14 protein-coding genes are annotated in these 14,900 nt (G+C 67.9%); 8 read left to right on the top strand and 6 right to left on the bottom strand.

Going from position 1 to position 14,900, the window contains the following annotated elements:
- Window positions 1–157: 157 nt before the first annotated feature.
- Window positions 158–868: an endonuclease/exonuclease/phosphatase family protein gene (locus ACFVH0_RS27480; protein WP_385824392.1), complete on the bottom strand. Its 711-nt coding sequence runs from the start codon at window positions 866–868 to the stop codon at window positions 158–160.
- Here ACFVH0_RS27480 and ACFVH0_RS27475 point away from each other — a divergent pair.
- The 6 genes from ACFVH0_RS27475 to ACFVH0_RS27450 all read left to right on the top strand — a co-directional run bounded on the left by ACFVH0_RS27475 (window position 855) and on the right by ACFVH0_RS27450 (window position 7,421).
- On the top strand, window positions 855–1,073 hold the full coding sequence (locus ACFVH0_RS27475; RefSeq protein ID WP_385824391.1) for a hypothetical protein: 219 nt from the start codon (window positions 855–857) through the stop codon (window positions 1,071–1,073). The two genes, ACFVH0_RS27480 and ACFVH0_RS27475, sit on opposite strands and share 14 nt — an antisense overlap.
- Before the next feature lie 195 nt (window positions 1,074–1,268).
- A complete protein-coding gene (locus ACFVH0_RS27470) occupies window positions 1,269–2,456 on the top strand; it encodes an ROK family transcriptional regulator (RefSeq protein ID WP_385824388.1) in 1,188 nt (395 codons plus the stop codon).
- Window positions 2,457–2,589: 133 nt separating this feature from the next.
- Complete coding sequence (locus ACFVH0_RS27465) at window positions 2,590–3,927, top strand: extracellular solute-binding protein (RefSeq protein WP_385824386.1); 1,338 nt, start codon at window positions 2,590–2,592, stop codon at window positions 3,925–3,927.
- On the top strand, window positions 3,914–4,933 hold the full coding sequence (locus ACFVH0_RS27460; protein WP_385824384.1) for a carbohydrate ABC transporter permease: 1,020 nt from the start codon (window positions 3,914–3,916) through the stop codon (window positions 4,931–4,933). The genes ACFVH0_RS27465 and ACFVH0_RS27460 overlap by 14 nt, the downstream gene beginning before the upstream one ends.
- A 2-nt stretch (window positions 4,934–4,935) precedes the next feature.
- The gene (locus ACFVH0_RS27455) at window positions 4,936–5,790 is read left to right on the top strand and encodes a carbohydrate ABC transporter permease (RefSeq protein ID WP_385824382.1); all 855 of its coding nucleotides are present in this window, start codon (window positions 4,936–4,938) and stop codon (window positions 5,788–5,790) included.
- A gap of 8 nt (window positions 5,791–5,798) precedes the next feature.
- Window positions 5,799–7,421, top strand: coding sequence for a beta-N-acetylhexosaminidase (locus ACFVH0_RS27450; protein WP_385824380.1), 1,623 nt, complete (start codon window positions 5,799–5,801; stop codon window positions 7,419–7,421).
- A 142-nt stretch (window positions 7,422–7,563) separates the two neighbouring features.
- Here ACFVH0_RS27450 and ACFVH0_RS27445 read toward each other — a convergent pair whose 3' ends face one another.
- Complete coding sequence (locus tag ACFVH0_RS27445; RefSeq protein WP_385824378.1) at window positions 7,564–8,292, bottom strand: FMN-dependent NADH-azoreductase; 729 nt, start codon at window positions 8,290–8,292, stop codon at window positions 7,564–7,566.
- 73 nt (window positions 8,293–8,365) lie between these two features.
- On the opposite strand from ACFVH0_RS27445, the gene ACFVH0_RS27440 reads away from it, so the two are divergent.
- Window positions 8,366–9,250, top strand: a complete 885-nt coding sequence (locus ACFVH0_RS27440) for a sigma-70 family RNA polymerase sigma factor (protein WP_385824376.1) — start codon at window positions 8,366–8,368, stop codon at window positions 9,248–9,250.
- A gap of 552 nt (window positions 9,251–9,802) precedes the next feature.
- Here ACFVH0_RS27440 and ACFVH0_RS27435 read toward each other — a convergent pair.
- The 4 genes from ACFVH0_RS27435 to ACFVH0_RS27420 all read right to left on the bottom strand — a co-directional run bounded on the left by ACFVH0_RS27435 (window position 9,803) and on the right by ACFVH0_RS27420 (window position 14,106).
- Window positions 9,803–11,335 carry an MFS transporter gene (locus ACFVH0_RS27435; RefSeq protein WP_385824374.1) on the bottom strand — a complete coding sequence of 511 codons (1,533 nt, stop codon included), beginning with the start codon at window positions 11,333–11,335 and terminating at the stop codon, window positions 9,803–9,805.
- A gap of 729 nt (window positions 11,336–12,064) precedes the next feature.
- The gene (locus ACFVH0_RS27430; protein ID WP_385824372.1) at window positions 12,065–12,499 is read right to left on the bottom strand and encodes a hypothetical protein; all 435 of its coding nucleotides are present in this window, start codon (window positions 12,497–12,499) and stop codon (window positions 12,065–12,067) included.
- A gap of 581 nt (window positions 12,500–13,080) precedes the next feature.
- Window positions 13,081–13,476, bottom strand: coding sequence for a hypothetical protein (locus tag ACFVH0_RS27425; protein ID WP_385824370.1), 396 nt, complete (start codon window positions 13,474–13,476; stop codon window positions 13,081–13,083).
- Between the two features lie 63 nt (window positions 13,477–13,539).
- A complete protein-coding gene (locus ACFVH0_RS27420) occupies window positions 13,540–14,106 on the bottom strand; it encodes a hypothetical protein (protein WP_385824368.1) in 567 nt (188 codons plus the stop codon).
- A gap of 477 nt (window positions 14,107–14,583) precedes the next feature.
- Here ACFVH0_RS27420 and ACFVH0_RS27415 point away from each other — a divergent pair, with 477 nt between their 5' ends.
- Complete coding sequence (locus ACFVH0_RS27415) at window positions 14,584–14,811, top strand: hypothetical protein (RefSeq protein ID WP_385824366.1); 228 nt, start codon at window positions 14,584–14,586, stop codon at window positions 14,809–14,811.
- Window positions 14,812–14,900 lie beyond the last annotated feature (89 nt).

Genomic DNA, 14,900 nt, shown 5'->3' with positions numbered 1-14,900 from the left:
GCCGCGTGGTGCCGGCGCCGAACTTCGGCATCGGTCTTCGAACTCGGCACCCGAAGAACTCGGCGTTCGAAGTCAGCCTTCGAGGGCAGTCCTCGGGCTGCGACGACAGGCGGCCTCCCGGCAGCTCTGGTGCGCCGCGGTGGCACGTCGGCCCGAGTCACCGGATGCTGAGTTCGACCCGCAGCGGACGGTGGTCGGAGACCGTCACGTCCAGCACCTGGGCCCGCCGCGCCTCCACGCCCGGCGATGCGAACACGTAGTCGATCCGCTCCCGCGGGTTCACCGAGTCGTACGTGAATCCGTCCCCCTTCCCGGCGACCGGCCAGGTGTCGGCCAGCCGCTTCGTCACCGAGGCGATCTCCTCGCTGTCCGGCGTCGCGTTGAGGTCGCCCACCAGCACCGTGGGCAGACGGGAACCGTTCACGATCGCGTTGATCGCTGCCACTTGCGTCAGTCGCTCGGTCTGCGAGGTGTCCTCCAGATGAGTGTTCAGGAACCGCAGTTTTTTGCCCCGCACCATGAGGTCGGCCTCCAGCAGACCTCGCTGCTCGCCCGTCTCCGAACGGGGAAGGAGCGTATTGCGGGTGTTCATGATCGGGAAGCGTGAGAGGATCGCCGTTCCGTACCGACGCCGCGGATCACCCGGCGCCTCCGGATCCAGGTCGAGGTTCGCACCGTAGGCCAGGTGCAGGCCCAGCCGATTCGCAAGCCACTCCGCCTGATCGACGAAGTCGCTGCGCGAGGCGAAGTGCCGGTCCACCTCCTGCAGCCCGATCACATCCGCGCCCGACTTCCGTACCACCCGGGCGACATGATCCAGATTCAGCACATCACCCGGATCCGCGCCATGGTGGATGTTGAACGTCATCACCGTCACGTCACGTCCGGCCGCCGACGCCCAGGACGGCGGGGTCGAAGCCGACGCCGATGCCATCCCGGTCGCGGCCAGAGCCGCCGCAGCGGTCAACGCCGCCGCCGTGATCAACGCGCATCTTTTCCAGACACGAGACACACCACACCTCCGAATCACACAGAAAACGAACGCCAACTCACGGCGCCCCGAGGGTGGTTGAACATAACCACACTCAGTCAAACACTCAACTGCCGAATGGTGCACAGATGACCGTTTACTGAATGAATGGCGCGATGGTCGATTATGGGTGATACGGATTTTGGTCGCGCCGATCCCTTGACGCCGCGGCCTCTCGCCCCGAACATATCCAAAGTCCTTTAATTAAAGGGCCTTTACTTACCCGGAGGCGAAGTCCGTGGCCGAGTCGTTCCTGCCGTCGACCGGCCCACGCCGCCGCGCCGAGCGCGGGCTGGCGCGGGTGTCCGCGCGTCGGCAGCCGCCCGAGCGGACCAAGGCGAGCACGCTGGACAGCAGGATCCACAACCGCGCGCTGGTCCTGGCGACGCTGTACCACCAGGGCGCGATGAGCAGATCGGAGCTGGCGCGGACCCTGGGCCTCACCGCCCCCACGGTGTCCGCGCTCATCGCCGACCTCGAAGGCGACGGGCTCGTCGTCGACACCGGTCCCCGCAAGGACAGCCGGCTGGGCAAGCCGGCGAGCGTGATGCGGATCGACGACGACGCCGCTCACATCCTCGCCCTGGACCTGTCCGGCAGCGAATACTTCAGCGGCGCGGTCCTCAACCTCCGCGGGGAGGTGGTCGAGCGTGCCCGAATACGGTACGGGGACATCGTCGGTGAACGTGCCATCGGCCTGGTGTTCGAGCTTGTCGGCGAGCTGATGGACCTCTCGCCACGGCGCATACTCGGCATCGGTGTCGGCTCGCCCGGCATCGTCGGTGACGCCGGAGTCATCCATCACGCCGCCCATCTCGGCTGGAGCGAACTGCCGCTCGCCACGCAGCTCTCCGAACGCTTCGGTGTGCCGGCCTATGTCGGCAACGACGTGAACATCGCCGCACTCGCCGTACTGCGTTTCCGGAACGCCAAGACGCAGAACCTCATGGTCATCACGATCGAGCACGGTGTGGGTGCGGGCCTGATCGTGGGCGGCGAACTCGTCGAGGGCGAGCAGTTCGCCGCCGGAGAGATCGGGCACGTGACCGTCGACGAGGACGGCGATCCGTGTATCTGCGGACATCGCGGATGCCTGGAGCCACTGATCGACGCGGCCGAACTGCGCAGGCGGCTGGCCGGCCGCGACCCGTCCGAACACGACGACGTACTCGCCGACGCGGGCCGCGCGCTGGGCACCGTACTCGCCCCGATCAGCAGCGTGCTCAATCTCAACGAGATCGCCCTGCTCGGCCCGCCGGATCTTGTCGAGGGCCCCTTTCTCGACTCCGCGGCCGCAGTGATCCGGGCACGTACCTACGCGCCCATCAGCGCCTCACTGGCCATGCGGTCGCTCGCGGGCGCCCCGGACCTCATCCTGCTCGGCGGAGCCAGCATCGTCCTCTCGGGCGAGCTCGGCGTGTGGTGAGACACGAGCCCCGGACCGGCTGCCGGCCTCGCTCCCACTTGTCCCTCCCGGAACGCCTTCTTCCCGGAACGCCTTCCTCTCAGAGCCGTACTTTTCAGGGCTCTTTTCCAGAGCGATTTTCCCAGGAGTTTCCATGACACATAAAGGCATGCGGTACAGCGCACTTGTGGCCGTCACCCTGACCGCGGCCCTCGGCGCGAGCGCCTGTTCGGGGTCGGCGGGCCGAGGCCCGGGCGGCGACACGAAGCCGCGGGCGGTCCCCGTCGTCAAGGGCGACGGCAAGACCCTGACCGTATGGGTGATGGACGGCGACTACTCCGACGCCACTCTCAAGGCGATGAACGACCGGTTCACCCAGCAGACCGGCGCCAAGGTGAAGGTGGAGGTCCAGAACTGGGACGGCATCACCACCAAGATCACCACGGCGCTCGCGACCTCGACCCCGCCGGACGTCATCGACATAGGCAACACGCAGGTGGCGAGCTTCGCCGCCAGCGGAGGGTTGATGGACCTCACCCCGTACAGCAAGGATCTCAAGCAGGGGCAGTCCTGGCTGGCCGGTCTCGAAGAGCCCGCGACGGTGGACGGACGGCTGTACGCCGTGCCCTCGTTCGCGGGTGCCCGCGCCGTGATCTACAACAAGAAGATCTGGGCCGAAGCGGGAGTGAAGTCCGCCCCCATCACCTTCGACGAACTGACCGGTGCCCTGCGCAAGATACGCAAGGCCAACGCCGCCCCCGACTTCTCACCCTTCTACCTGCCGGGCCGCTATTGGCACACCGGCGTGCAGTTCGTGTGGGATGCCGGCGGCGACATCGCGGCGAAGCAGGGCTCCAGCTGGAAGGGAACGCTCGGCTCCGAAGCGGCGCAGCGCGGCCTGAACGAGTACAAGCAGTTCCAGAACGAGTTCTCCGCACCGTCCACCCGTACCATCGACACGCTCAACCCCGACCAGACCCGGGTCTTCGCGGACGGCAAGGCAGCGGCGATGAGCGCCACCAACGCCACGATCGCTCTCATCAAGAAGGCCAACCCCGCCTTCAAGGAATCCGACCTCGGGACCTTCCCGTTCCCGGGCAGGTCCGGCAAGTCCCAGCCCGTGATGCTCGGCGGCTCCGACTGGGGCATCGCCGCCAAGAGCGCCAACTCGGACCTCGCCCTGCAGTGGGTGAAGGCCGCGACCGAACCGTCCGTGCAGAAGCAGTGGGTCGCCGGCCACGACGGCTGGATCCCGAACAGCACGGGCGCGGTGAAGGCGGCCCGCGGCGAGGCCGATGCGCTGTTCCGGGGGTTCTTCGACGCGGCCCTGCGCTCCAGGGCCACCCCGGCCGCCGCCGACTGGGCGGCAGTGGAGGGCAACAAGGACATCGACAAGGTGTTCTCCTCCATCGCCTCAGGGACCAGTGGCCCGAAGCAGGCGGCCGACACCTTCGACAAGACAGCGGGCAAGGTACTCAATGCCCAGCACTGAGCAGACAGTCCGCGGCAACCCGAAGGCGGCCCTCCCGGACTCCACACCCGGGCCCGCGGCCGATGCGCTGTCGCGGCACCGCGCCGGTGCCGGATCCCGCGCCGCATCCGGACGGCAACGCGGACCGTGGGTGGCGTGGTGGCTGCTGACTCCCGCCGGGCTGGTGATGCTGGCCGTCACCGTCGCGCCGATCGCGTTCCTCGTCTACGCGTCCTTCACCGACTACGACCAACGCTCCCTGTTCACCGGCGCGTTCGATGTCGTCGGCACGCGTCAGTACACCGGCCTCCTGTCGCAGCCGGAGTTCTGGGACGCCCTGACCCGGACCGTTGTGTTCACCGCCGCGATGGTGGCGGGCAGCATCGCCGTGGGTGCGGGCGTCGCTCAACTCCTCACCCGGTTGGGGGCGGCCATGCGCATGACCGTCACCATCGTGCTCATCCTTGCCTGGGCGATGCCGACAGTCGCCTCGTCCCTCGTGTGGAAGTGGCTCTTCCAGCCCGGATACGGAGTGGTCAACTGGCTGCTCACACGGACCGGCCTGTTCGGCGACATGACCAACACCGACTGGTCCAACAGCGCCCCCCTGGCCTATCTGTCCATCTGGCTTCTCATCGTCTGGCAGGCCGTCCCCTTCATCGCGCTCACCCTCTACGCGGCCCTGAGCCAGATGCCGGGCGAGCTGCAGGAGGCCGCCCGGCTCGACGGGGCCGGTGAGTGGCGCCTGTGGTGGTCGGTCACCCTCCCGTTCCTCCGCCCGACACTCACACTGGTCACCCTGATGTCGGTGATCTGGGACTTCAACGTCTTCAACCAGATCTGGCTCGTCTCGGCCGGAGGACCCGACTCCGCGACAACCACACTGGGAGTCTTCGCCTACCGGACCGCCTTCGTGGCCTTCCGGGTCGGCCAGGGCGCGGCGCTGTCCGTCATCACGACCCTCATGTTGCTCGCCGTGACCGCCCTGTACATCCGACGACTGCTGCGCTCCGGGGAGGACCTGTGACCATGCTCCGCACACGCGGCGCCCGATCCACCGCGGCCCGGGGCCGGCTGCTCAGCAACAGCCTTGCGATCGTGTTCTGTCTCGTATGGCTGTTCCCGGTCTACTGGATGGTCAACACCGCGCTCAAGCCCCGCTCCGAGGCGATGACGGCGACGCCGCACTTCTGGCCCAGCTCACCCACCCTGCACAACTTCGATGTCGCGCTCAACCGGACGGGGTTCTGGACGAACCTGTGGAACAGCCTGCTCGTGGTCGGCGGAACAGTGCTCGTCGCCGTCGTGCTCGGACTGTTCGCGGCAGCCGCGGTCTCGCGGTTCAGGTTCCGGGGCCGCCGCACCGTCATGGTCGCGATCCTCGTGGCGCAGATGCTTCCGGGAACCGCCCTGCTCATCCCCACGTTCCTGGTCTTCAACGAGGCCGGGCTGCTGGGCACCTACATCGGGCTGATACTCGCCTACCTCGCACTGGCACTGCCGTTCTCGATCTGGGTGATGCGGGGATTCTTCGCGGCCATTCCGGTGGAGATCGAGGAAGCCGCCCGCCTCGACGGCGCCTCGACCTGGCAGGTCCTCTGGAAGATCCTTTTCCCGCTGGTGCTGCCGGGCGTGATCGCGTCGAGCATCTTCGCGTTCATCGCGGCCTGGAACGACTACCTGATCGCCTACACGTTCATGAAGGACCGGAGCCAGTACACCCTGCCGGTGTGGCTGGCATCCTTCACCAACCCCGCCAGCGGAACCGACTACAGCGCGCAGATGGCCGGCTCGGTCATCTTCTCCCTCCCGGTGGTCGTGTTCTTCCTCCTCATTCAGCGCAAGTTGGTCTCCGGCATGTCGGCCGGAGCAGTGAAAGGATGATCCGCCCGATGTTCCTCCCTCGCCCCACATCAGTCCACACCGACAACGGCGAGTTCGTCCTCGACGCTTCGACCGCGATCACCGCCGCGCCGGAGCTGTGTTCCACGGCCCGCTGGCTGCAGTCGGTGCTGCGGCCCTCCACCGGCCTGGACCTGCCGCTCCTGACCCAGCCGTCAGAGGCGCGACCCACGATCGACCTGCGGCTGGGCGAGGACCTCGGCCCGGAGGCGTACCGGCTCCGGGCGGGCTCCGACGGCATCGTCATCGAGGGCGGCGACCGCGCCGGCGCCTTCTACGGATGCCAGAGCCTGCTGCAGTCGCTGCCCGCCGAGGTCCATCGCCGCTCCGAGGCTGCCGGGGTGCGATGGGCGGTGCCCGCCGTACGTGTCGAGGACGCGCCGCGGTTCGCCTGGCGCGGCACGATGCTGGACGTGGCACGGCACTTCATGCCCAAGCACGACGTACTGCGCTTCCTCGACCTGATGGCCATGCACCGCCTCAACACACTGCATCTGCACCTCACCGACGACCAGGGCTGGCGGGTCGAGATCCTGCGCCACCCGAGACTCACCGAGGTCGGCGCGTGGCGGCGTGAGTCCCCGCTCGGCGCATCGCCCGAGGCGCCGGGGGACGGACGGCCGCACGGCGGCTTCTACACCCAGGACGACATCCGCGAAATCGTCGGATACGCGGCACAGCGGCACATCACCGTCGTCCCCGAGGTCGACATACCCGGGCACTCCCAGGCCGCGATCGCCGCGTATCCCGAACTGGGAGTCGGCGGTGAACCGGCGGAAGTGTGGACGCGTTGGGGCGTCAACCCCCGCGTCCTCAACACCGAGGAGTCGACCGTCGCCTTCTTCCGTGACGTGCTCGACGAGATCATGGACCTCTTCCCCGGCCCGGTCATCGGAGTGGGCGGTGACGAGTGCCCCACCACCGAGTGGAGCGAGGACGCACGCACACAGGAGTTGATGCGCGAACGCGGGCTGCGCCACGAGAACGAGCTGCGGTCCTGGTTCGTACGGCAACTCGGCTCGCACGTCACATCGCGCGGACGCCGTCTGCTCGGCTGGGACGACCTGCTGGAGGACGAGGTGCCGGTCGGAACCGTCGTCGCCTCGTGGCGCGGCATGACCGGCGCCGTCACCGCGGCGCGCAGGGGCCTGTACGTGATCGCGTGCCCGGACGACCAGGTGTATCTCGACTACCGGCAGTCCGACCGGTCCGACGAGCCGATCCCCGTGGCCATACCCGTGACGGTGGAAACGGCGTACGGATTCGACCCGGTCCCGCCCGAGCTGACGGACGCGGAACGCGAACACGTCCTGGGCGGCCAGGCCAACATCTGGACCGAGCACATGGACTCGCCGCGGACCGTCGACTACTTCGGGTTCCCCCGCCTCTGCGCCGTCGCCGAGGCGCTGTGGACCACCGGCGAGCGCCGGTACGAGGAGTTCCGCGGCCGCCTGGACCACCATCTGGCCCGCCTGGACGCCGTCGGCGTCGAGTACCGCCGCGAGACCGGCCCTCTGCCGTGGCAGACCCGTCCGGGCATCGTGGGACGGCCGTCGACACTCGCCGAGCGGGAGGCATTCATCGACCAACTCGTGGCCGAGATCAAGTCCTAGGGTCTTTCGTCAGGCGGGGCAGGCGAGGAGGGAGGAGGAAGCAGGGAGCAGGTCCTTGATGGGGAGCGTGGCGGTGGCGGTGGTGGGCGCACAGGAGCAGGAGATGCCGATGCCCACGTCTCTCGTACGACCGGAGCTGCCCTCACACGGCAGTGCGGCTCGCCGAGCGGCCGACGGTGGCGGCCAGCGCGGTCACCTCCGCCCGTGCCGAAGCCAACGAGTCCGCCGCCGACGATTGCTGGTGGGCCAGGTGAGGCACCACTCCGGCCATCGTCATCTCGACGCTGACGAAGTGGATGTTCTCCTCGGTCACGCCCTGCTTGCCGAAGTAGGTCCGTAGGTACGGCGTCTGGAAGTCCCAGGCTTCCCGCGGAGTACCCGGGCCGTAGGCCCCGCCCCGCGTTGCGATCACCACAACGTTCGTCGCGCGCAACAGACTGGCCCCGGTGTCCGGGTCCGTGAATACGCCGGGGAATCCCACCCGGTCGATCCATGCCTTGAGCAGGGCGGATACCGAGAAGTTGTACATCGGGGCGCCGATCACAACAGTGTCGGCGGCCAGAAGCCCGGCGATCAGCGAGCGGGTCAGCGCCCATTCCCGTTCCTCCGCCGGGCTCCGAATCCACGTGCCGACGTCGGCCAGAGGAGGAAGGCCATTCCGTTCCAGACGCCGCCCCAGCGTGCAGTAGGCCGTATCCAACGGCCGGACCGGATCGGCGGCCAGATCCCGGTATACGTAGCGGTAGCGACCGCATTCCCCGGTCGGGCCGTGCGCGGCCCGCCAGGTATCCGCGAACAGCGAGGTCAGCTCCCTGCTGACCGAATCATCGGAGCGATTGGCACTGGAATCCAGATGGAGCAAGGACGCCATGGGTTTCTCCTGTCACCTCAGTCGGCTTGTACTCGTCATAGAGGTGACGGGTCGGGACGAGGAAAGGTGACCGGTGAACGAATGCGATGGGCTGGCAGAACGCTTCGAAGCGCAGCGCGGCCGGCTCCAGGCAGTGGCGTACCGGTTGCTCGGCTCACCGAGCGAGGCCGAGGACGCCGTGCAGGAAGCGTGGCTGCGTCTGGGCCGGACCGATGTCGGCACCGTGGACAACCTGGCGGGCTGGCTGCGGACGGTGGTGACCCGCATCTGCCTCGACATGCTGCGCGCCCGCGCATCACGGAGGGAGGACCTCGCCGAACAGCAGGTGCTCGACCAGATCTCGGAGCCCGCTGAGGGCGGCCAACCGGAGGACAGCGCTCTGCTGGCCGACTCGGTGAGCCGCGCGTTGCTCGTCGTACTGGACACCCTTGAGCCCGCCGAACGCGTCGCCTTCGTGCTGCACGACATGTTCGCCGTACCGTTCGGACAGATCGCGCCCATCGTGGAGCGCACTCCCGTGGCCACCAAGAAGCTCGCCAGCCGCGCGCGCCACAAGGTACGGGGCACTCCTGCGGTCTCGGCGGATGAACTCGCCCGCCGGCGGAAGGTCGTCTCCGCATTCCTGAAGGCTGCCAGGGCCGGCGACCTCAACGCGATCCTTGCGGTGCTCGCACCCGACGTGGTGCGCCGCAGCGACCCCGTGGTGCTGCCACCCGGCGCGCCCGCCGAGCTGCGCGGCGCGCGGGCCGTGGCGGAGGGGACCGCACTGCTTGCGCACAGGTCGCAGCTCGCAGAACTGGCCCTGGTCGACGGTACGGCGGGGCTCGTGGTAGCTCCGTGCGGTCGGCTGCTGATCGCGCTCACGTTCACCATCGAGAAGGACAGGATCGCCGCGTACCAAGTGATCGCGGATCCCGCACGCCTCCGGCGACTCGACCTCGCCGTCCTTTCCGAGTGAGCAGAGTTGGGGGAGCGGCTCTTGTCGGGGGTTTGTCATCCACCCTCCGGAATGCGCCCCGGGCCATCGCTACTGTGACTTTGCGACGGCGACGGCGACGGCGACGGCGAGAGCGAGAGCGAGAGCGATGGCGAACGGCGGGCTACGCGATCCTCTCTGTGGCCGCGTAGCCCTTCGTAGCAGGTCACGCTCCCTGGGGCCCATCCGGCTGGTCACGCGGTCCCGCCCGACGATCGCCGGAACACGGAGAACTGCTGTCCTGATGCCGTAGAGCGGCACCCCGGCGTAGTACGCGGCGGTGACGGCGGCCGACGCGAGGTCCGTGGCGGCGGCCTCGGGCGTCGTTCGCACGTGGCGTTCACCGAAGCGGCGGAACGCCACGGCGCACTGTGGGTTGAACGTTCACACACGTACCCTCTTCGGTGCGACGCCTCACGCCTCACGCCTCTGCCCTCGACGAGCACTGTCGAGGGCAGAGGCGGCTGCAGGGATTGCCGACCGTTGGCCGACACGGGTCCGGACCGGTCGCCGGTCCGGACGGTCACGGACCAATCAGTGTGCGTTCTCGGTGGGCCGGATGCCTCGGGGGATCCAGGCCCAGGCCGCCGCCGCGGCGACCAGTGCCAGGGCGGATCCGACGGCGAAGGCCGGGGTCATGCCGTGAGTGAAGGCGCGGGCGACCTGTTCCAGGAGCGAGGCGCCGTGCGCGCCGCCGAGTTCCTGGGCGGCGTGGGCTCCCTCACCCACCGAGTCGTGTGCAGCGGCCGGCACGGAAGCGGGCAGGCTGCTTCGGTACAGGGCTCCGGCCAGCGATCCGAGGGAGGCCACACCGAGAGCGGCGCCGAGTTCGTAGCAGGTCTCCTCGATCGCGGCCGCGCCGCTGACGTGCTCGTTGGGTGTGGCGGCCATCAGGGTGACCGAAGCCACCGTCGTGGCGAGCCCGGCGCCGAAGCCGATCAGGGCGAGGGCGGCCGCCATGACGGGGTAGCCGAGGTGGTCGTCACCGTCCTGGGCCAGCCAGGGCAGAACCAGTCCCGCGGCCATCAGGACCAGGCCGGATGCCATGACATGGCGGATCGGGAAGGTACGCATGAGGGCCGGAGCGAGCAGGGAGGTGACCACCAGGGCCAGGGGCGCGGGCAGCACCCGCAGTCCCGCCTGGAGAGGCGAGTAGCCCTGCGCGTACTGGAACCACTGCGTGAGCAGGAACAGCACCGCACCGAGCGCGACCATTCCCAGGAAGAGAACCGTGGCCGAGACGCTGAAGGCGCGGCTGGTGAACAGACGCACGTGCAGCAGGGGGTGGGCCAGGCGCAACTGGCGGCGCACGAACAGGGTCAGGACGACGGCGGCGAGTGCCAGCAGCAGCCAAGGCAGGGGCGCGGTGAGCCCGCTCTTGCCGAGCTGCTTGATACCGGCGGCCAGGGCGATCATGCCGACGATGGACTGGGCGACGCCGGTCCAGTCCCAGCGCCCGGCGCGCGGCGCGAACGATTCGGGCAGCAGCCAAGCACCGAGGGCGATGACGGCCAGTGCGATGGGGATGTTGAGCAGGAAGGCCGACTGCCAGCCGTAGTCCTCGACCAGGAGTCCTCCCACGACCGGGCCCAGCGCCATGCCACCTCCCATGACCGCTGCCCATACCGCGTACGCGAACGCCCGCTCGCGGGCATCTGTGAACACGTGCCGCAGGATCGACAGTGTGGTGGGCATGATCGCGGCGCCTCCGACACCGAGCAGTGCGCGGGCGGCGATCACGTGCCACGCCTCGGTGGCGGCCACCGCGCCCAGCGAAGCCACGGCGAACAGAGCGAAACCGACGAGCAGGAGTCGCTTGCGACCCCACCGGTCACCCAGTGCGCCGGCGGTCACCAGCAGTCCGGACAGGGCGAGCGCATAGACGTCGATGATCCACAACTGCTCCACGGCGCCCGGCTGAAGATCGGCGACCAGTGATGGGAAAGCGACGTTGAGGATCGTGGTGTCCATGGCGATCAGCAGCAGGCTGCCGGAGAGGATCGCCAGGACGACCCAGCGGCGCGCGTGCACACGGTCTGCGACCGGGATCACGGCGGGGCGGGACATTGAGACTCCAGAGGGTTGAGTAAGACGTATGAGTCTTAATTGAGACATCAATGTATCATTCTTTGCTCGGCTCGGGCAATCAAGGGCGATGACGGAGGCGGCCCCGGCGGGCCGGAAGCACAGGGGCATGGCTGTGTGCGAGGCCGAGGCCGAGGCCGAGGTCGTGAGGATGGGCGGGGGCGAAAGGCATACCTGTCCTGCCTGAAGGCTGCCGCACTGACCACCGGGCTCGTCGCTCGAACGAGCCGTCGCCGAACCAGGCCGGGCGCTGAAGGCCCCGTCCCTGAGACTGACCCGGCCGGTGCCGCACCGGGGCCCCGCGGTCACCGGGCTGCGCCTCTGCATGGGCCCGGACTCTCACTCGCCGGCCGGCCGGCGCCACGCAGGCCGCGTACCTACTGGAGCGACATCGCACGGGGCGCAGGAACAGGGGGACGGCGGACAGGCGAGAGCCGGCAATGAGTGCCTGCCCAGCTACGCCCCGAAGGGTACGAGGCCCGGACCGGCGCCGAACGCGTTGGGCGAACTCGGCGCCGACGGCGATCGAGGCAGTCCAGCTGCGGTCGACGACGCGACGGGGCCGACTACCCGCTCAGCGCTCAGGTTCTACTGCGTACCCACTTCGGGGACTGCTCGTGCTTTGCCGAGAGCCGGTGTTCTCACCCGCGGCTACGGCGCGAACTCCGGATAGCCGGCAACTTCATCTGGTCTGCCCGCTGACCATCCGAGTCAGTGGGCAACTCCGGTGTTCAGCCCAGGCCACTCTGGCCCGAGTGCCCTGGTGAAATAGCGCATGTGCTCAGGTGCGCAGGCGACCACGAAGCCGACGCTCCCGTCGTGGCACTCGGCGATGTTCCAGAAGGGACGGATGATCCGAGAGTCGGATCGAGTCCGCTTGCGGATCCGGCATATCTCAATGTGTTCGGTCGGCAGAGCGCGACGCGCGAGCGTCTTCACCTCGGTGGGCGATACGTGCAGCGCATTCCTGGAGGCCGCGAGGAAGACTACGACCGGACTGCAATACGGGCGGTCGCCGAGGATGCATGCCTCGAAGAGGACCTCACTACCTTCGGCGAAGGAGCGGGCCTGAGCCCTCGCCCGCCGTCTCCCACCGAAACCAGAGATCAAGAGGCTCCCCACCACGTCAATCAGGAACGCGATCACCCGGGCACCCACTCCTGGTTCGCGGTGTACGTCTCCGCACGCCGCTTGCCAAAGGCAAGGACACATAGTCCTGCGCGGTGCAGTCGCCTCCGCCCAAATTTGATCGCAAGGCTCGCGTCTGAGTATGCGTTCGGTCAAGTGCCTGAATCTGTCCCCAGCAGCCCTTGATGATTCGAACGAAACAGCCACCAGGCCGTACCGAAAGTGGATTTTGAGCGCTGAATGATCCGAACCCGGTGATCGCGGGCCGGGACGTCCGCGCGGTGGCTTCACCACCAAGCGGCACCTGGCCGTCGAGCAGGGCCAGAGGCCCATGGCGATCGTGGTGACGGCAGGGCAGTCGTGGAGACTCGCCGCAGGATCCGCTGCACCACCCCGGACAAGGCCGACCAGGAACCAGGCCCGCAATCGCAAGAGCCGTGGCTCTCTCCGCGGCCGTCCGCCGAAGTTCGCCCCGGAAGACTACAGGGCCAGGCGTGCGGTCGAGTGCGGCACCAACCGTCTGAAAAGGCACCGGGCCGTGGCCACGAGGTACGACGAACCAGCCGTCCGCTACGAGGCAACTGTTCTGGTTGCAGCCGTCAACGAGTGGTTGTGAGGGGGTGGTGACGGGCGCATGACTCTGTGGGTGACCATGGGGCCCAGGAAAGAGCCTCACGCCAACCGGGCCGCCCGCATGCCCAGCCCTGAAGCACCTCGGCCACAGGTTTCACCGCGAAGACCTCGTGCTTACGGGGTACCCATGCCTGGAAGTGCTTGTCCGGCCCTCCCTCGCGGTATTCCACCTGATAGCTCAGGTCATCATTGAGATACACCTGCATGTAGTGCTGGTCGGCGGGTTCCGAATCGAACCGCCTCACAACGACAAATCGCCGTGCAAGGCTCATGCCGGCCAGCAGATCGTGCAGCTGTTCCTCGGACGGGTCGTCCCAGGTCGTGCCGTCCGCCTCAACTGCTTGAAGCACTGGTGTTGCCATGCAGCCGAGTCTAGTCACCCAGCGTGCTTTCGACTCCTGCGGGTTCCACTTCTGGAACACGCTTCAGATCGGCGCCGATTCCACTCGGCCGGTGGTCCTGCCGCCGATGCGTCCCGCCAGCCATTCAACGCGGCGATCACTGCCGTCCGCGCCATCGGTGTGTACGTGAATGGTGTGGTCCTGCGACGGCTCATACTGATACAGGTCCCGGGAGTTGACCGTGAGTGTGAGGTAGGCGTACTTCTGGGAGACGACTTCCAAGTTCGCCTCGGGCACCTCGGGCCAAGCGTTCAGATCCCAGCGGATTGCCGCTGCGGTGTCGGCCACAGCGGAGATGAACGGTTCGGCTCGGTCCAATGGCCGACACCAGTCGAACACTCTGATCGGCAGACATTCCGCCGGCTCGTCGCCAGCTTCCGACGAGCCGTGCTCCTTGCCCTCCACCGCCCACCACTCAAGGCCGGGCAGCACCGCCTGTACGCGGCTCAGGACATCCGGCGTATGGATTGTCGCCTCGAAGTCCACCTCGGCGCCGGTGACGTCGGCGACCGCCAGTAGAACCCGCACGGCACGTATCGCCTTGTCCAGCTCGGCTGTCACGAAGATGGCGGCCGCTGCAGAGTTACTCACACACGAAGCCTTGCACGCCCCGGACGAACATCACTCAGTGGGGCGGCGACGGACCTTGGGGTGCGGGGCAACCACAAGGCCCGCTGGTCGCCGTCGCCTTCGGTCTCGCCCGGGGTCGGCACTCATGCGCGCGGTGCGGTGCCGTGCGCTACGGTCGCCTCGCGAACCCCCCCGGACGCCTCCCGTAATCGCGCTCTGCCCGCCCGATTTCGGGGGCCGGACGGGCAGAACGTATCGACGTCGGAAACCATGCCGCCTGCCGGAGCGAACGGGCGACGACAACCGAAAGAAAGGAAACGCTTCCTGACTCTCACTCCGCAACCATTGGCTCGGATCCATCCATACGCGGATCAGCTGTCGCGTCTTCGGATTTCGGCACCCGTCCAAGCCGAATCGCTCCGATTCGCATACCGTCTCAGGCGGTCTCGCTCACCTCGGCAGGATCCTCCTGCCCATCGGCCGGTAGGCTCGTCGGCCATGTCCATACAGACACTCGCATGGTTCACCGCGCGCAGGGTGAGAGTCGCCGCCGTCCTGGCTGCCGTATTCGTATCCGGCTGGTACCTGGGGCAACCCATCCTGCTCCCACAGTGTGACGCGCCGATGAAGACCGTGCGCTACAGCGACTACCTGGCAGCCGACCGCCCAGGAGGCTGCGACGAGAAGCCGCGCCTCCTGGCCTGGCTCACAGGAAACCTCGGTTGAGGGCAGAACATTTGACGGTGATGGTGACAGCCTCCGGGCGTACCCGGTGGCAGACGCCGACCCGCCCCGGATCGAACAATCCCAGGCGG

The sequence above is a fragment of the Streptomyces sp. NPDC127117 genome (assembly GCF_042677325.1).
Taxonomy (GTDB): Bacteria; Actinomycetota; Actinomycetes; order Streptomycetales; family Streptomycetaceae; genus Streptomyces.
Note: the sequence above shows the minus strand (reverse complement) of the source record. Positions and strands in the feature narration are given on the sequence as shown.